At 70.3% G+C, this 17,177-nt stretch carries 15 protein-coding genes; 6 read left to right on the top strand and 9 right to left on the bottom strand.

Annotated features, from left to right (window positions below; genetic code table 11):
* Positions 1 to 125 precede the first annotated feature (125 nt).
* From OHA11_RS20450 to OHA11_RS20440, 3 genes are all read right to left on the bottom strand, one after another.
* Complete coding sequence (locus OHA11_RS20450; RefSeq protein ID WP_266498396.1) at positions 126 to 1,658, bottom strand: PP2C family protein-serine/threonine phosphatase; 1,533 nt, start codon at positions 1,656 to 1,658, stop codon at positions 126 to 128.
* 294 nt (positions 1,659 to 1,952) lie between these two features.
* Positions 1,953 to 3,032, bottom strand: a complete 1,080-nt coding sequence (locus OHA11_RS20445) for an NlpC/P60 family protein (RefSeq protein ID WP_266498394.1) — start codon at positions 3,030 to 3,032, stop codon at positions 1,953 to 1,955.
* A 259-nt stretch (positions 3,033 to 3,291) separates the two neighbouring features.
* Complete coding sequence (locus OHA11_RS20440) at positions 3,292 to 4,101, bottom strand: class I SAM-dependent methyltransferase (protein ID WP_266498393.1); 810 nt, start codon at positions 4,099 to 4,101, stop codon at positions 3,292 to 3,294.
* A gap of 618 nt (positions 4,102 to 4,719) precedes the next feature.
* Between OHA11_RS20440 and mshA the strand changes: the two genes are divergently transcribed.
* Positions 4,720 to 6,057 (top strand): D-inositol-3-phosphate glycosyltransferase, encoded by a 1,338-nt coding sequence (mshA, locus tag OHA11_RS20435; protein ID WP_266498391.1) that lies wholly within the window; start codon positions 4,720 to 4,722, stop codon positions 6,055 to 6,057.
* Positions 6,050 to 6,553, top strand: coding sequence for a YbjN domain-containing protein (locus tag OHA11_RS20430; protein ID WP_266498390.1), 504 nt, complete (start codon positions 6,050 to 6,052; stop codon positions 6,551 to 6,553). The genes mshA and OHA11_RS20430 overlap by 8 nt, the downstream gene beginning before the upstream one ends.
* A gap of 331 nt (positions 6,554 to 6,884) precedes the next feature.
* On the opposite strand, the gene OHA11_RS20425 is transcribed toward OHA11_RS20430, so the two are convergent.
* The 3 genes from OHA11_RS20425 to OHA11_RS20415 form a co-directional block, all read right to left on the bottom strand.
* Positions 6,885 to 8,117, bottom strand: coding sequence for a GNAT family N-acetyltransferase (locus OHA11_RS20425; protein WP_266498389.1), 1,233 nt, complete (start codon positions 8,115 to 8,117; stop codon positions 6,885 to 6,887).
* A gap of 186 nt (positions 8,118 to 8,303) precedes the next feature.
* Positions 8,304 to 9,425 carry an IS630 family transposase gene (locus tag OHA11_RS20420; RefSeq protein WP_266498388.1) on the bottom strand — a complete coding sequence of 374 codons (1,122 nt, stop codon included), beginning with the start codon at positions 9,423 to 9,425 and terminating at the stop codon, positions 8,304 to 8,306.
* A 91-nt stretch (positions 9,426 to 9,516) separates the two neighbouring features.
* Positions 9,517 to 10,425, bottom strand: coding sequence for an AraC family transcriptional regulator (locus OHA11_RS20415; protein ID WP_266498386.1), 909 nt, complete (start codon positions 10,423 to 10,425; stop codon positions 9,517 to 9,519).
* Positions 10,426 to 10,474: 49 nt separating this feature from the next.
* Here OHA11_RS20415 and OHA11_RS20410 point away from each other — a divergent pair, with 49 nt between their 5' ends.
* Positions 10,475 to 10,930 (top strand): DUF2000 domain-containing protein, encoded by a 456-nt coding sequence (locus OHA11_RS20410; RefSeq protein ID WP_266498385.1) that lies wholly within the window; start codon positions 10,475 to 10,477, stop codon positions 10,928 to 10,930.
* On the opposite strand, the gene OHA11_RS20405 is transcribed toward OHA11_RS20410, so the two are convergent.
* On the bottom strand, positions 10,905 to 12,275 hold the full coding sequence (locus OHA11_RS20405; RefSeq protein ID WP_266498382.1) for an MFS transporter: 1,371 nt from the start codon (positions 12,273 to 12,275) through the stop codon (positions 10,905 to 10,907). The genes OHA11_RS20410 and OHA11_RS20405 overlap by 26 nt on opposite strands.
* Before the next feature lie 244 nt (positions 12,276 to 12,519).
* On the opposite strand from OHA11_RS20405, the gene OHA11_RS20400 reads away from it, so the two are divergent.
* Positions 12,520 to 13,281: a phosphoglyceromutase gene (locus OHA11_RS20400; protein WP_266498380.1), complete on the top strand. Its 762-nt coding sequence runs from the start codon at positions 12,520 to 12,522 to the stop codon at positions 13,279 to 13,281.
* A gap of 474 nt (positions 13,282 to 13,755) precedes the next feature.
* On the opposite strand, the gene OHA11_RS20395 is transcribed toward OHA11_RS20400, so the two are convergent.
* Both OHA11_RS20395 and phoU read right to left on the bottom strand, forming a co-directional pair.
* Complete coding sequence (locus OHA11_RS20395; protein WP_266498378.1) at positions 13,756 to 13,908, bottom strand: hypothetical protein; 153 nt, start codon at positions 13,906 to 13,908, stop codon at positions 13,756 to 13,758.
* Between the two features lie 310 nt (positions 13,909 to 14,218).
* Complete coding sequence (gene phoU / locus OHA11_RS20390; RefSeq protein ID WP_266498377.1) at positions 14,219 to 14,896, bottom strand: phosphate signaling complex protein PhoU; 678 nt, start codon at positions 14,894 to 14,896, stop codon at positions 14,219 to 14,221.
* 288 nt (positions 14,897 to 15,184) lie between these two features.
* Between phoU and OHA11_RS20385 the strand changes: the two genes are divergently transcribed.
* Together OHA11_RS20385 and OHA11_RS20380 are read left to right on the top strand one after the other, a co-directional pair.
* Positions 15,185 to 16,462, top strand: coding sequence for a cell wall metabolism sensor histidine kinase WalK (locus OHA11_RS20385; RefSeq protein ID WP_266498375.1), 1,278 nt, complete (start codon positions 15,185 to 15,187; stop codon positions 16,460 to 16,462).
* Positions 16,459 to 17,139 (top strand): response regulator transcription factor, encoded by a 681-nt coding sequence (locus tag OHA11_RS20380; protein WP_033322296.1) that lies wholly within the window; start codon positions 16,459 to 16,461, stop codon positions 17,137 to 17,139. Before OHA11_RS20385 ends, OHA11_RS20380 begins: the two co-directional genes overlap by 4 nt.
* The last annotated feature ends 38 nt before the right edge of the window (positions 17,140 to 17,177 follow it).

Genomic DNA, 17,177 nt, shown 5'->3' with positions numbered 1-17,177 from the left:
ACTCGCGCCCCCTTCTTAGGGGCGCGGGCTTCTTGGGGGCGCGGGGAACTGCGCGACCAGCCACGGACGGCCGGCAGCCAGGAAACGGCGGCACCCAGCGGAGCACGAGCGCGGGCGCGTCGCTGCTAAGCCACTCGGTCCAGCAGCAGTACCGCCACGTCGTCCGTCAGCTCCCCGCCATTGAGGTCCCGCGCCTCGTTCACCGCCGCTCGCAGCAGGTCCTCGCCGCGCAGTCCCTGCGCGAGCTGGCGGCGGACCATGTCCACCATCCCGTCCTGGCCCAGCCGCTCCCGGCCCTCGCCGGTCCGGCCCTCTATCAGGCCGTCCGTGTAGAGCATCAGACTCCACTCGCCGCCCAGCTCCACCTGCCGGCGCGGCCAGCGGGCGTTCGGCAGCAGGCCCAGCGCCGGGCCGCCGTTCTCGTACGGGAGCAGCTCGGCCACCGGAGGGAGAAGGGGAGGGGTCCCGACGTCGTCCGTGCCGATGACCGCGCGCGAGCGGGCGGGGGCCAGGGCCGGGCGCGAGATGAGCGGGGCCGGGTGGCCGGCCAGGCACAGGCCCGCGCGGCGGCCGTCCGGGGCGATGTCCACCGTGCAGAGCGTCGCGAAGATCTCGTCGTTGTCGCGCTCGTGCTCCAGGACCTGCTGGAGCGTGGAGAGCAGTTCGTCGCCGCACAGGCCCGCCAGCGTCAGCGCGCGCCAGGCGATCCGCAGCTCCACGCCGAGCGCCGCCTCGTCGGGGCCGTGACCGCAGACGTCGCCGATCATGGCGTGCACGGTGCCGTCGGGGGTGCGGACCGTGTCGTAGAAGTCGCCGCCGAGCAGCGCGCGCGAACGGCCGGGCCGGTAGCGCGCGGCGAACCGCAGCGACGAACCCTCCAGGAGAGGCGTGGGCAGCAGGCCGCGCTCAAGACGCGCGTTCTCCTGCGCGCGCAGCTTGGACTCGGTGAGCCGTCGCTCGGCCGTGTCGGAACGCTTTCGCTCCACCGCGTAGCGGATCGCGCGGCTCAGCAGGCGGCCGTCCAGCTCGTCGCGGAAGAGGTAGTCCTGGGCGCCGACGCGTACCGCCTCGGCGCCGCGCTCGGCGTCCTCGGACGCGGTGAGCGCCAGGACGGCGTGCCGCGGCGCGAGCCGCAGTACGTGTTTGAGCATGGCCAGCTCGTCGTCCGCCTCGGCCCCGGCGACCGGTCGGCCGCCGGCCGTCAGCGCGAGGTCGAGCAGGATGCACTGGACGTCGTCGGTCAGCAGCCGCTCGGCCTCGGTGAGGTTGCGGGCGGTACGGATACGGATCGGTTTGCCGCCCGAGTCCAGGAGCGAGGGCACGTTCAGCGAGCCGGCCGGGTCGTCCTCGATCACGAGCAGCGTCAGCGGGGCCATGCCGTTGTGGGCATTGCCGTGCGCGGCACCGCTCACGTGGGCGTGGGCTGTGCCGTCGTGGACGCCGTCGTCGTGGACGCCGTTGTGGTGGGCGTCGCTTCCACGGTCGGCGTCTACACCGGTGCCGACGCCGGTGTCACGGCTCGTCGAGGGCGGCGCCTGGCCGGGCAGGGCGCCGGGTGCGGGCGCGGCCTGAGCCGGACCGCCGGTTGAAGACGCGGCGCGAGCCTGACCACCTTCCACGGCGGGGATCGCTCTCTGCCGCGGTACGGGTGCGGGCATCGTCTTGGTTCCTTCCCTCCCCCCGAGGGCATGGTGGGCCGAGGGGTCTCGACCCACCGACGGGGACCATAGCGTCAGCCGCCGCCACAAAGGAATGGCGGAAGGCCCGGCACACCGAAAGCGGCCACCGTCATATGCCGCATCCCCTACCACAATTGGGCAGGACGCAGCTTGTCCGGGATGACGTACATCACGCCACCGAGGTTGCGCGACTGGCCGGAAAGTGCCGCCCATCACGTGCGACACGTCACGCCACTGACGGCATCAATACGGTGAACCGCCACATGTCGGGCGTCACTGATTGGGGCGTACGACGCCGAGTATCGGCATCGATCCCGCCCCCGCGATCGTCACCGTCCGTCCCGGACGGGGGGAGTGCACGATCGCGCCGTCGCCTATGTACATCGCGACGTGGCTGGCGTCGGAGTTGTAGATGATGAGGTCGCCGGGGCGCATGTCCTCGACGGCGATGTGGTCGAGCTGCTTCCACTGCTCCTGGGAGGTGCGCGGAATGCCCTGCCCGGCGGCCGCCCACGCCTGCGAGGTCAGGCCCGAGCAGTCGAACGTGTCGGGCCCCTCGGCGCCCCATTCGTACGCCTTGCCGATCTGCTTCGTCGCGTACTCCACGGCCTTCTCGCCCTGGGCCGACGCCTCGCCGCTGATCTTGTCGAGGGCGACGGAGCTCAGCCAGGCCGACTGTGCCTTGTACGCCGCCTGCTGCTCCAGCTTCGCCAGGCGCCGCTTCTCTTCCTTCTCCAGCTGTGATTCGACCTTCTTCGCGGCGGCGATCTGCTCCTTGATCTTCTTCTTGGCCTTGGCCTTCGCCTCGCGGTTGGCCTCCAGCTTCTTCCACTGGGCCGCCGCGTCGCGCGCGTACTGCTCCAAGTCGTCCTGGGTGCGCTTCATTTCGGCGAGCAGGCCCTTGGTCGCCTGCGCGCCCTCGCGGATCCGGCCCGCGCCGTCCAGGAACTCCTGCGGGTCGTCGCTGAGCATCAACTGGGCCTCGTCCGGCAGTCCGCCGCTGCGGTACTGGGCCCGGGCCGCGGCGCCCGCGCGGTCCTTCAGCCGGTCAAGCCGCGCCTGCCCCTCGACGATCTCGCGGGCCAGCCCGACGATCTGCGCCGACTGCTGCTCGGTCCGCTCCTCCGCGAGGTTGTACGCGTCCGTGGCGACCGCCGCGTCGTGGTAGAGCGTGTCCAGCTTGATGCGGACCGCTTCAAGGTCCTTGGTGCTCGGGGGCGTTGCGCTCGGGGTCGGCGTGGGAGTGGGCGTGGGCGTCGGGGCCGCGAACGCCACTCCCGGCGCGGACAGGATGGTTGCCGCGCAGGCCAGGGCCATGGCCGTAGTGGTCAGGCTCCGCTTGCCGGATCCCATGGACGAACCCCCAAGTTGATTTACCGTCAGTAACTTACGAAGGCCTCGGGGATCGTGCCATGTCGACGCGCAAAGTGACAGAGGTGGGCAGGAACTCCACTGCCTACACCCACCCGTTCCCCACCCCTCACTGCCCACTCGACGATGATCTCCCGCACGTTCCCCGCCAGTGTGACGAACGACTCATCGAGATCGTTCCCGTCATGTCACACCGAGATCGCTTCCGCCGCCGCCCGCCCCCGTGAGAGAGGTGCGGATCTTACGAGGCGGGCGCCAACGCCTCCCAGCGCACGGTCACTTCGCCCTGCCGCCAGCGCGCCGCCCCGTCCGTGACCGGCCAGTCCGCCGCCAGATCTCGTACGGCCCGGATCCAGCGCTGTCGGGCGCCGTACGAGGCGTACGGCGCCGCGGCTGCCCACGCGCGGTCGAAATCGCGGAGGAAGGCGTGCACCGGTTCGCCCGGGACATTGCGGTGGATCAGTGCCTTGGGGAGGCGTTCGGCCAGGTCGGACGGGCGGTCCAGGGAGCCGAGGCGGGTGGCGAACGTGACCGTCCGCGGGCCCTCGGGGCCGAGCGCGACCCACACGTGCCGGCGGCCGATCTCGTCACACGTGCCCTCGACGAGGAGCCCGCCCCGCGAGTCGGCGCACGCCGGAGCGAGGCGGGCGCACAGCCGCGCCCAGACCGCGGCGACCTCCGCCTCCTCGTACTGCCGCAGTACGTTCGCCGCGCGGATCAGGGCGGGCCGTTCCGGCAGGGGGATCTCGAAGCCGCCGTGCCGGAAGGCCAGCCCCTCGCGTTCGCACGGCTTGGCGGACGCGACCCGGGCCGGGTCGATCTCCACGCCCACCACGCGCGCGCGTGGAGCGACGGTACGGAGGCGTTGGAGCAGCTCCACCGCCGTCCAGGGGGCCGCGCCGTATCCGAGGTCGACGGCCACGGGGGTGTCCGACCTGCGGAGTTCGGTGCCGTGGGTGGCCGCGATCCAGCGGTCCATGCGGCGGAGGCGGTTCGGGTTGGTGGTGCCGCGCGTGACCGTCCCCACGGGGGTCGCTGCGCGGGCTGTCATGGGGGTAAGGGTATGCGGTGCCTTTGTGGTGAGGCTCGCTGGTGTGGGCCTTGCTGGTGTGGGCGGTGCTCGTGTGGGCCTTGCTGGGGGCTGCCGCCCCCAGGCCCCCGCTGTCGGCCTGGACGGCCTCGTCCTCAAGCGCCGGACGGGCTTAGGGGTGTGCTCGTTCGTGTCGAGAGGTGCGGGTTCGTCGTGGCTGGTCGCGCCCCGCGGCGGAGCCGCAAATGTCAGGGCCCCGCGCCCCTAAGCATCTCGGCCCTGGGGTTTCTCTAGCGCCTGAGGCATTTCTTTCAGCCCCTCCGGCGTTTGAGGAGCGGGGGTTCGGGGGCGGAGCCCCCGAGTAAGGGACGGGAATGGGTAGGGGCGGCGGGGGCGAGAAAGATCCCCGGGGCGAGCCCCACCTCCACCACGCACCACACCCCCGAACAGTTGAGCGATAGGCGGTAATGATTCGGCAAAGAGGAAATGAGGGCGGGGCCCTCCGGCGTTCAAGCACCTGGAGGGCGCTCCACGTCCTCCGTCAGGCATGCCCGCACCACGGCCACACGTGCCCGCACCACAGTTCAGAGCCCGTCCACACCACGGTCAGAGCACGTCCGCAGCAAGGAGGAACGCCACGTGAGCCAGTACGTGAGCAGGCTCGGACGCCGCTCCCCGGCGGCCTCTTCGAGGCTCAGGCTGCACCGCCGGCCACGCCGCGTCGCGATGCTCTCCGTACACACCTCACCACTGCACCAGCCCGGTACGGGCGACGCCGGCGGCATGAACGTCTACATCGTGGAGCTGGCCCAGCGCCTCGCCGCGATCAACATCGAGGTCGAGATCTTCACGCGCGCGACGACCGGCGCCCTCCCACCGAAGGTGGAACTCGCGCCCGGTGTCCTCGTACGCCACGTGGACGCCGGCCCGTACGAAGGCCTCGCCAAGGAGGACCTGCCCGCCCAGCTCTGCGCGTTCACGCACGGGGTGATGCAGGCCTGGGCCGGTCACCGCCCCGGCCACTACGACCTGGTGCACTCGCACTACTGGCTCTCCGGCCACGTCGGCTGGCTCGCCGCCGAGCGCTGGGGCGCGCCCCTGGTGCACGCGATGCACACCATGGCGAAGGTCAAGAACGCCGCCCTGGCCGACGGCGACACCCCCGAGCCCGCCGCCCGGGTCATCGGCGAGACACAGATCGTGCGCGCCGCCGACCGCCTCATCGCCAACACCTCCGAAGAGGCCGACGAACTCGTACGCCACTACGACGCCGAGCCCGGCAAGGTCGCGGTCGTCCACCCGGGCGTGAACCTCGACCGCTTCCGCCCGGCCGACGGCCGCGCCGCCGCCCGCGCCCGGCTCGGCCTCCCGCAGGACGCCCTGATACCGCTCTTCGCCGGTCGCATCCAGCCCCTCAAGGCGCCCGACGTGCTGCTGCGCGCGGTGGCCGTCCTCCTGGACGAGCGGCCCGACCTCCGCTCGAACATCGTCGTCCCCGTAGTGGGCGGTCCGAGCGGCAGCGGCCTCGCCAAGCCCGAGGGCCTGCAGAAACTCGCCGCCCGGCTCGGTATCGCCGATGTCGTACGGTTCCGGCCGCCGGTCGGTCAGGAGCAGCTCGCCGACTGGTTCCGGGCCGCGTCCGTCCTCGTGATGCCCTCCTACAGTGAGTCCTTCGGGCTCGTCGCCATAGAGGCACAGGCGGCCGGCACTCCCGTCCTCGCGGCTGCCGTGGGCGGTCTGCCCGTCGCGGTGCGCCACAAGGAGACGGGCTTTTTGGTACCGGGGCACAATCCCGTCGACTACGCGCGCGTGCTGCGCGATTTCGCCGACAACCGGGCACTCCCCGACCGGATGGGCGCGGCTGCCGCCTGGCACGCCAAGTCCTTCGGCTGGGACACGGCGGCCGCCGCCACGGCGGACGTCTACACGGCGGCCATGCACGATCACCGCCGTCACGTACGCTCCCACCATGGCTGACGTAGAGCGCGCGGCGGGGACCATCGAGGGGGTCCTGAAGGACGCCGACATCGAGTGGGAGTGTCCTGAGCCCGGCCATTTCGTGGTGAAGCTCCCCGGCACCCGCAAGTTGTCGACGACCGTCTCACTGATCGTCGGCAAGCACTCCCTGTCGCTCAACGCCTTCGTGATCCGGCACCCGGACGAGAACGAGGCCGGCGTCCACCGCTGGCTCCTGGAGCGCAACCTCAAGCTCTACGGAGTGAGTTACGCGGTCGACCGCCTCGGCGACATTTATGTGGCGGGCAAGCTCCCGCTCGCCGCGGTCACCGCCGACGAGGTCGACCGGCTCCTCGGCTCGGTCCTGGAGGCCGCCGACGGCAGCTTCAACACCCTCCTGGAGCTCGGTTTCGCCTCCGCGATCCGCAAGGAGTACGCCTGGCGGGTGTCGCGCGGCGAGTCCACGCGCAACTTGGACGCGTTCGGTCATCTGACGCGGAGTTCGACCGACGGTTAGCGCCGCCGCCCTGCAATGCCCTGCCGACGCCGGGTCTAGTGCTGTGACCGCATAGGTTCACCGGCATGGCGTGGCAGCATGCCCAGGTCAGCGATTCATTCCCGGACCGCCCGCCCGTGGACGAGTCAGCATGGCGGGCAGTTCCTCGTCGAGCCGCCGCAGGGAGGCCAGGTTGTCCGGCCGTTCGTGACGGCGCGCCTGTTCCAGCCCGGCCGTCGCCGCCGCCCCCCGCTCCCGGCCACGCCCACTCACCCCTTCGCGCGTCGGGAGCATCCGCCCCAGCGGGTGACTATGGGCTAACGGGACTTCTACAGGGTCGGCGAGCGCGCGGTCAGAACCAGTGCAGGCAGTGCGGGGGACGGTCGGCGCGGAAGAGGGCGTCGGCGAGGGTGGCCGCGCTCGGGTGGTGGGCCCGGATGTGTCCGGCACGCACGAGCGTGCTCGGGGCGGTGCCGCCGAGGTAGATCGAGCCCAGGTCGCGTATGTCCAGGGACAGGTCGGGCTCCCGGTCTGTCGGGATGCAGTCGGCCTTGCCTTCCTGGACAGTCAGCAGGTAGCTGCCGTGTTCGCCGAGGAACGGGTCGTCGACGTCGAGGACGAGTTCGCCGTCCGTGAACCAGCCACGTGCGGTCAGCGCATGCGGGATGTCAAGGAGCCGTACGTAGAGCCAGTCCATGTCGCCGCTCACCTCGCCAGCGCGGAAGTCCGCGAGCTGCCAGCGCAGTGGGTGCCCGGGCGGGACATGCTGGAACACGACCTGAGTGACCAGGTCGTGTCCGAGTACGTACCGGGCCAGGGCCATGAAGACGGCGTCGTCGGTGGCGATGGTCTCGTCGACTGTCAAGGTGTTGGGTTCGCCGATCGAGTAGCTGGCGTACCCGTCCGGGACGCCGTCGGCGTCCCGGTGAACGGCGACGTAGCGCGGCGCCGGCGAGATCGGGGGCTGCCCCGCGCGCAAGGCCCACCAGCGGTGCGGCCGGGACAGCGCGCCGGGCTGGGCACGGCGATACCGGTCGTAGACCTCTTCCAGAATCTCGCCGCACTCGGCCCGACGCAGCACCTCGACCGAGCCGTTGTCCGAGCCGGCCGCTGGGGCGCCCGCCACGGTGCGGGCCCGGGGAACGACGAGAGCGGCCCGGTGGCGTGGCACCGTCAGCCGCGCCGTGTAGGTCGCCGGTCCGTAGCCGAACCTGCCGTAGATCGGGGCCTCGGAGGCCAGCAGCACGGAGAGGAACTCTCCTCGGGCCCGCAACTCGGTGAGCTGGTGCCGCATCATCGTACTGAGCACGCCTTGGCGCCGGTGGGAGGGCAGGACGCCGACGGCGGTCACCCCGGAGGCCGGGACGAGGATCTCACCGGGCAGAGTGAGTTCGAAAGGATGCGCGGCGGCGGTGCCGACGGGCCGCCCGTCCGCCGTCAGGGCGAGCAGGCAGCGGTCCATTTCGAGCGCCGACCACCACAGCCCGCCGCCCTCGACCGGGGTTTCCGGGAAGCGCCCGAACGCGGCATGGACTGTGTCGACGAAGACGTCGAGATCCTTGTCGGTCGTGGAACGGATCTCCATTGCTGCCGCTGCCTCCTCGGGTACCGGCACCACGACTCGTGGTGTCCCGCCACAGTGCAGCGTTGACCCGTGGCCCGGTCAAACGAATTACGGCTCAGCCCGCGGCCGGTCACTGCACAGCCCGGTCCCAGCCCGGCGCCGGGGGTGAGTGCGGTGGTCGGCTCGGCGGCGGTCGTGAGCGAGGCGTCAGGCTGTGACGGGCAGTGAGCGTCCGCCCCAGCGGATGCCCTTCTCGCTGCGGATGCGGGCGCGCTCGCGGCGTTGGGCGGCCAGTACGTCGGGGTGTCGGGCGTTGGCGTTGCGCCAACGCAGGTAGGCGTGGAGTGCTCGGGTCTGTGTGGTGTGGTTGCGGTGGTTGGAGTTGGCGATGGTGAACTGCCGCAGAGGGCCGAAGTGCGCCTCGATCGGGTTCGCCCAAGATGCGTTCGTCGGGGTGAAGCACAGCTCGACCTTGTTCCTGACTGCCCAGCGCAGGATGTGCGCGTTCTTGTGGGCGGAGAGGTTGTCCAGGATCACGTAGATCGGGGCACCGTCGGGGCGTGCCGCACGGATCGACCTGAGCGCGGCCCAGGTGGGCCCGATGCCTTTGCGGCGCCGGTTGATGCCCCACAGGGTGTCGTCGCCGACCGAGTAGCAGCCGTGGAAGTACGTCACCCCATGGGTGCGGTGGAAGGTCGCCGGCAGCCGGTCGGTGCGACCCTTCCTGGCCCAGCAGGACCCGGAGGTCGGGCGGATGCCGAGCGGTCCGAACTCGGCGAAGGCGAAGGTCCGGTCGGGCCGTTCGGTCAGCGCGTACTCGATCCGCTCCAGTTTGGCGTCGAAGTCCGGGTCGCTGGATTCCTTCCAGGTCTTGGTCCGCTGGAACGTCACGCCGCGGCGCGCAAGCAGGCAGCGCAGGGCCTCGCGGCCGATGCGTATCGGTCGGGCGACGTTGCGCCGCAGATGGTCGGCGAGCTTGCGGATCGACCAGCGGGTGAAGGGTTTGCCAAGCTTGGTGGGGCGGGTGGCGGCTGTCTGGATAACGAACTCCTCGTCGTCATCGCTGAGGAGGCGGGGACGGCCTCCCGCCCACCGAGGGTCCAGGCAGGCCAGCCCGATCTCGTTGAAGCGGTGGATCATGTCACGAACGGTGTCCTCGTCCGCCTGGACCAAATTCGCGATCACCGGCACGGTGTTCCCGCCCGCCGAGGCCAGCAGCATCATCGCCCGGCGGAAGCGCACCGTGCTGGTGGTGCCTCGCCTCACGATCCGCTGCAGCTTCTGCCCCTCCTGCTCGGTCAGCCTGCGAACCCTGACCGGCTCTGCCACCGCGCCTCCCCGCGCCGATCGGACGTGTCGTCACATCCAACCGGCGCAAGGCCAGTCGGCACCAATCCGGTGATCGTTTCCGGTCAGAGCACTAGCTGCGGCCTCTGCGGCCTCTGCGGGCCATGCCTGCGCTGACGCGGTAGCGCCCCGGAGCCACCCCGACCAGCCGTTTGAAGTGGCGGGTCAGATGCGACTGGTCGTAGAAGCCGGTCTCCGCCGCCACCTCGCCCGGCACGCGGCCATCCAGGAGAAGGCGGCGGGCGAGGTCGACGCGGCGGGCCATCAGATACTGGTGCGGGGCGATCCCGAAGGCGCCGCTGAACGCCCGTACCAGGTGGGCGGGGTGGGCGTGCAACAGCCGCGCGGCCTCCTCCAGGTTCACACCCTGGACGAGCCGCTCGTCGAGGAGTTCGCGCAGACGGTGGGCGAGGGGCCGGTCGGCGGCCTGGTAGGAGCGATGCGAGAGATCGTCCCCCGTCCTAGTCCTAGTCCTAGTCCCCGTCCCCTTCCCCGCCCCCTTCCCCGACCCCTTTCCTGCCCGGGCCCCGGGCCGCAGATGGCCGCGCAGCCGCTCCCCGATCAGGGTCAGCCTGCTCTCTGCCTCCAGTTCGTCGCCCGGGTGGGCGAGGGCGGTGTGCAACTGCCCGACGCGCCGGCGCAGTACGGGGTCGACGAGGTCCGGGGTGTCGACCGCCGGACCGATGTAGGTCTCGTCGAGCCGGCTGAGGTCCAGGTACAGCACACGCTTGCGGAAGCCGTACGGCGTGACCGGCGACCCGTTGTGCGGGACGTGCGGCGGGAGCAGCGAGACCGAGTCGTGCGGGGTGCCGTGCTCGTGCCGGTCGAGGTCGTACCGCACGGCCCCGGCGTCGACGATCAGCAGCGTCCACGCGTCATGGACGTGCATCGGATACGCGTACTCAGTGAAGTGGGCGTGGAAAACCTCCACGACACCCGGTACGCGCGGGCGCCAGGCGGAGACTTCACGCTGGGGCACCATGCAAGGAACGTACAAGACGGGCGCGTACGGAGCTCGGCAGTCTCAGTGCATGAACGCCGAACCTCTCCCCACGGAACCTGTCCGCGCCGAACCCGTCCGCTTCGACACAAAGATCGCCGTCCTGCTGCGGGAGGACCTGGAGCCGTGGCAGCGGCTGAACGTGACCGCGTTCCTCGTGAGCGGGATCGGGGCGTCCGTACCCGAGGTGATCGGAGAGCCGTACGAGGACGCGGACGGTATCGGCTACCTGCCGATGTTCCGGCAGCCGGTCCTGGTCTTCGAGGGTACGAAGGAGACACTGACGGCGGCCCACGCGCGCGTGCTGTCCCGGGCGCTGCCCCGCGCGCTCTTCACCTCCGACCTGTTCACCACCGGCCATGACCGAGACAACCGCGCGGCGGTACGGGCCGTACGGACCGCGGAACTGGATCTGGTGGGCCTCGCGGTGTACGGACCGCGCAACGCGGTGGACAAGGTGCTCAAGGGGGCGAGGATGCATCCCTGAGACGTACGGGAGTACACGCCTCGGCGGCGTCCGGGGCCTTGCCCTCCGGCTCCTCCGGCTCCTCCGGGACGGCCGCGGCGGCCGGGATGTTCGGGATGTTCGGGGCGTTCAGGGTGTCCGGAGCGTTCACGGTGTCCGGGGCATCCGGCTCCGGCAGTTGCCGCATGAGCGCCCCATACCCCACACCGGCCACCGTGCCGACGACCGCGCACGCGGCCCACAGCCACTCCGCCCCGTACCGGTCGATGACGAGACCGGACATCAGGGGCGCGACGAGGGCGGCCGCGGACCAGGACATGGTGTACATGCCCTGGTACCGGCCGCGGCCATGCGTCGGGGACAGGCGAACGACGAGGCTCGTCTGGGTGGGCGCGTTCACGATCTCGCCGAGGGTCCAGACGCAGACCGTGAGGGCGAAGACGCCGACCGAGCCGGCGAAGGCGGTGAGGCCGAATCCGTACCCGACGAGGAGCGAGGAGACGACGAGCAGGCGTCGCGGATCGCGGTGCTCGATGAAACGGGTGACCGGGATCTGGAGGACGACGATGAGGACGCCGTTGACGGCGATCGCCATGCCGTAGTCGGCGGGCGTGAACCCGGCCCGGCCCATCGCCACGGGCAGTCCCACGAACGCCTGCTGGATGATCAGCGCGATGAGGAAGGACAGCCCGACGACGCCCATGAAACGCCGGTCGCGGAGCACCGTCCCGAGCCCGACCTCGGGTTCGCCGACCTCCTTCGCCGCCCGCTCGGGCCGTGACTCGGGCAGCTTCGCGAAGACGACGACCGCGCAGGCCAGCGTCATCCCGGCCTCAAGAAGGAACCCGGCGAGATAGCTGTACTCGGCGATGAACCCGGCCGCCGCGGAGGAGATGGCGAACCCGAGGTTGATCGCCCAGTAGTTGAGGGAGAAGGCCCGCACGCGGTCTTCCGGCCGGACGATGTCGGCGATCATCGCCTGCACGGCGGGCCGGGATGCATTGCTGGCCATGCCCACCAGGAAGGCGACGGCGGCGATCGTGATCGGGTGGTGCACGAAGCCGAGCAGCGCGACGCAGACGGCGGTCGACGACTGGGCGATGAGGAGGGTGGGCCGCCGCCCGAGCCGGTCCGTGAGGACGCCCGCGCCGAGGGAGGAGATGACACCGCCGAGCCCGTGGAGCGCGGCGACGAGTCCGGCGTACGAGGCGGAGTAGCCGCGGTCGAGGGTGAGATAGAGCGCCATGAAGGCGGCGACGAACGCGCCGAGCCGGTTGACGAGCGTGCTGGTCCACAGCCACCAGAACTCGCGGGGGAGCCCGGACACGGTCTCGCGGGCGACACGTCTCAGGGACGTGAGTGGCATCGATGACCCCCGGGTGCGCATGGGCGACGTGTAAGCGGCTCAGGCAATGAGCGCAACTTACGAGTACGCAGCGGGCGGGGTCCACTCAATTAACGGAAGCCGCTGGCAGAAGCCGCCAACTCTCGGCCACGCGCCCGCGGTTCGCCCTGCCGCCGGCTGTGCCGCTTGCCTCCCGTCTGCCCTCCCCTGTCCGGGTTCCGGGCGGGGCAGCGGGCGATCCGGGGGTTCGATTACGCTCGGGGCCATGGCCGACGCACCGTACAAGCTGATCCTCCTCCGCCACGGCGAGAGCGAATGGAACGCCAAGAACCTGTTCACCGGCTGGGTGGACGTCAACCTCAACGAGAAGGGCGAGAAGGAGGCAGTCCGCGGCGGCGAGCTCCTGAAGGACGCCGACCTTCTCCCCGACGTGGTCCACACGTCCCTCCAGAAGCGTGCGATCCGCACGGCCCAACTGGCCCTCGAATCCGCGGACCGCCACTGGATCCCGGTCCAGCGCAGCTGGCGCCTGAACGAGCGCCACTACGGCGCCCTCCAGGGCAAGGACAAGGCGCAGACCCTCGCGGAGTTCGGCGAGGAGCAGTTCATGCTGTGGCGCCGCTCGTACGACACACCGCCGCCCCCGCTGGAGGACGGCACGGAGTTCTCCCAGTCCGCCGACCCGCGCTACGCGACGATCCCGCCGGAACTCCGCCCGCGCACGGAGTGCCTGAAGGACGTCGTCATCCGCATGCTCCCGTACTGGTACGACGGCATCGTCCCCGACCTCCTGGCAGGCCGCACGGTCCTGGTCGCGGCCCACGGCAACAGCCTCCGGGCCCTGGTCAAGCACCTCGACAACATCTCGGACGCGGACATCGCGGGCCTGAACATCCCAACGGGCATCCCACTCGCATACGAACTGGACGAGGCCTTCAAGCCGCTGAACCCGGGCGGAACTTACCTGGACCCGGACGCGGCTGCGGCGGCGATCGAGGCTGTCAAGAACCAGGGCAAGAAGAAGTAGGTTTGGCGACCATGCCCCTGATCTGTACCTACGGAGCAGATCAGGGGTCTTTGTTTGCCCTGGGCCCACTCTGGGCCCTCCCAGGCGGAACCGACAACGACCGCCCGACCGCAGGTCAGTTGGGGTGCGCGGCCCACTGACCAGGCGCGAAGAACGAGCCTGCCAGACCTGGAGCCATGGCATATCGGCAGGCAGACGGCCGCCGTTTGCCTGCACAGCCGCTGCCGCCCGTTTCGCGTCGCCGTAGTGAACTGGTGCTGACCTGGGCGACGACCGTACGTACGAAAGGGCCCCACACCTGAAGTGGGGCCCGTCCGCAGTCCTAGGTCGTACGTGATCAGGAGCGCAGGCGCGCCGACAGAGTCGATGGTCAACCGGGTCGACTTATCATCCGCGCCGGCGCGTCATCCGCCCCGGAGTCTCAATCGCCCCGGAGTGAACAAACCGCCCCGGCGCGATCAGCCGCCAGGTGCATCAACCGCACTGGCACGGATTGCCGGACTGGCACCCGCAGCCGCAGCCCGAGCCGCAGCCGCAGGCGGCGATGAGCGGCAGGCTCTTGATCTCGGTGGGCTGCTCGGTCTCGCGGTCCTGGGTCGGGTTGGGCGTGGTGGGGGATTCGGCCATGGGTCCCTCCTCGAAGGCTTGTGTGCCTACACCCATTGCACGCCCACCCGGTCGGGCGCATCAACGGCGCACAGAGGCTCGCGCGCTCCCACAACGACCACAACGAATCGATGCGCCCAGCCCATGCCAGCTCACCTGCCCATGCGAGCTCACCTGCCCATGCGAGCTCACCTGCCCATGCGAGCTCACCTGCCCGCGCAGCCCACCTGCCCGCGCAGCCCACACGCCCGCGCAGCCCACACGCCCGCGCAAGCCCACACGCCCGCGCAAGCCCAAATGCCCAGGGAGCAGCCCGCCACCGTGGGCGGGCTTACGCCCCTTCCACCTGCGGCGCCGCCTGCAGTTCGTCCGCGTGTTCGCCCGTCACCAGGTACACCACCCGGTTCGCCACGGACACCGCGTGGTCGGCGAAGCGTTCGTAGTAGCGGCCGAGCAGCGTGACGTCCACCGCCGTCTCGATGCCGTGCTTCCAGCGGTCGTCCAGCAGGTGCTGGAAGAGCGTGCGGTGGAGGAGGTCCATCGCGTCGTCGTCCTGCTCCAGCTGCAGCGCGAGGTCGACGTCGTTGGTGATGATGACCTCCGCGGCCTTCGCCATCAGGCGCTGCGCGAGCTGGCCCATCTCCAGGATCGTGGCGTGCAGGTCGTGCGGGATCGCGCGCTCCGGGAAGCGGAGCCGGGCGAGCTTCGCCACATGCTGGGCGAGGTCGCCGGAGCGCTCCAGGTCGGCGGACATACGGAGCGAGGTGACGACGATCCGCAGGTCGGTGGCCACGGGCTGCTGCCGGGCCAGCAGTGCTATCGCCCGTGCTTCGAGGTCGTGCTGGAGATCGTCGACCTTCTGGTCGCCCGCGATCACGCTCTCCGCCAGCTTCAGATCGGAGTCGAGGATCGCCGTCGTCGCGCGACCGATCGCCGAGCCGACGAGACGGGCCATCTCAACCAGGCCCTCGCCGATCGAGTCAAGTTCCTCGTGGTACGCGTCCCGCATCAGGATGTCCCTCTCTACGTCTGCAATCGGGGGGTTCAGGGGGCTCTAGAACCCCACGCTCCCACGGTCCGGCCTGAACGCGTCGGTTTCCGCCCCCTCAAATGAACCGTCACCGGCACCCAGGTTAATTCTGGGCGACACCGCCTCTTCTCGCTGGTGGAAGGCTCGCGTCTCCCGTTCGTACGAAGTGAACCGACACGGTCTCCAGAGTGAACTCTGAGCGACGAGTGTTCGAGTCCACCCTCGGACGGCTGTGACCCGGGCGTACAGCGTGCCTAACCTGGGGCCATGGACGTGAACGCGGCGGTCGCCGCAGCGGCAGCGATCGCCGGTGTGCTCACCGGTGTCATCGCCATGCTGGCGTTCCGCTGGAGCGAGCGGGAACAGAAACGCCCCACCCGCACCTCCCTGCACACGGACCCGGTGCTTCCGCCGGGCGTGGACACGGTCCTGTCCGTGCTCCGCTCCTCCGCGGTCGTCCTCGACGAGGCCGACGCCGTGGTCAAGGCGAGCTCGGCAGCGTACGCCCTCGGTCTCGTCCGGGGTGGAAAACTGGCCGTCGAGCCGATGCTCCAGATGGCTCGCGACACGCGCAGGGACGGGGAGATACGGCAGGTCGAGCTGGACCTGCCCCGGCGGGGCACCGGCCGTGGCGAGGCACTCGCCGTGTCCGCCCGGGTGGCGCCGCTCGGCTCCCGGCTCGTACTGCTCCTCGTCGAGGACCTCACCGAGGCCCGCCGGATCGAGGCCGTACGACGCGACTTCGTCGCCAACGTCAGCCATGAGCTCAAGACCCCCGTCGGCGCGCTCTCGCTCCTCTCCGAGGCCGTCATGGGCGCCTCCGACGACCCGGAAGCGGTGGAACGCTTCGCCGGGCGGATGCAGATAGAGGCCACCCGCCTCACCAACCTCGTCCAGGAGCTCATCGACCTCTCCCGGGTCCAGAACGACGATCCCCTGGAGGACGCCGAGCCCGTTGGCGTCGACGAACTGGTCGCCGAGGCGATCGACCGCTGCCGCCACCAGGCCGGTACGAAGCAGATCACCATGGCCGCCGGCGGTACCGCCGACCTGAGTATCTGGGGCAACCGGGGTCAGCTGGCCGCCGCGCTGGGCAACCTCGTGGAGAACGCCGTCAACTACTCGCCCGCCCGCACTCGGGTGGGCATAGCCGCGCGCCGGGTCACCGCGCCCGGCGGAGACCTCATCGAGATCGCCGTGACCGACCAGGGCATCGGCATCTCCGACAAGGACAAGGAGCGCGTCTTCGAGCGCTTCTATCGTGTGGATCCGGCCCGCTCCCGCGCCACAGGCGGTACGGGACTCGGGCTCGCGATCGTCAAGCACGTGGCCGCCTCGCACAGCGGGGAGGTCACGGTGTGGAGCTCCGAGGGTCAGGGCTCCACCTTCACCCTGAGGCTGCCGGAGGCGGGCGCGGCCCGCGACCGCGCGACCGACGACCAGACACCCGGCCTCGACGAAGACGACGAGACCGGTGAGACCGACGGGACGACCACCGTCTCATCCCCGTACGAACCCTTTTCTGCCCCGGAGGTCCTTCCGTGACCCGAGTGCTCGTCGTCGAGGACGAGGAGTCCTTCAGCGACGCTCTGTCCTACATGCTCCGCAAAGAGGGTTTCGAGGTCGCCATCGCGACCACCGGGCCCGACGGACTCGACGAGTTCGAGCGCAACGGCGCCGACCTCGTCCTCCTCGACCTGATGCTGCCCGGACTGCCCGGCACCGAGGTGTGCCGCCAGCTGCGCAGCCGATCGAACGTCCCGGTGATCATGGTCACCGCCAAGGACAGCGAGATCGACAAGGTCGTGGGGCTCGAAATAGGAGCCGATGACTATGTCACCAAGCCCTTCTCGTCCCGCGAACTGGTCGCCCGTATCCGGGCCGTCCTGCGCCGCCGCGGCGAGCCCGAGGAAGTCACCCCGGCGGCTCTGGAAGCTGGCCCGGTCCGTATGGACGTCGACCGCCACGTGGTCACCGTCTCCGGCTCCAAGGTCGACCTCCCCCTCAAGGAGTTCGACCTGCTGGAGATGCTGCTCCGCAACGCGGGCCGCGTTCTGACGCGTATGCAGCTCATCGACCGGGTATGGGGCGCCGACTACGTGGGCGACACCAAAACCCTGGACGTCCACGTCAAGCGCCTCCGCGCGAAGATCGAGCCGGACCCGGGTGCCCCTCGCTACCTGGTCACGGTCCGCGGGCTCGGCTACAAGTTCGAGCCGTAAACCGGGTACCTGGGTACGGAGAGTTCGCGTACGAGTCC

This window comes from Streptomyces sp. NBC_00878 (genome assembly GCF_026341515.1).
Taxonomy (GTDB): Bacteria; Actinomycetota; Actinomycetes; order Streptomycetales; family Streptomycetaceae; genus Streptomyces.
The sequence above is the reverse complement of the archived record's forward strand: the minus strand, read 5'-3'. Positions and strand labels throughout refer to the sequence as shown.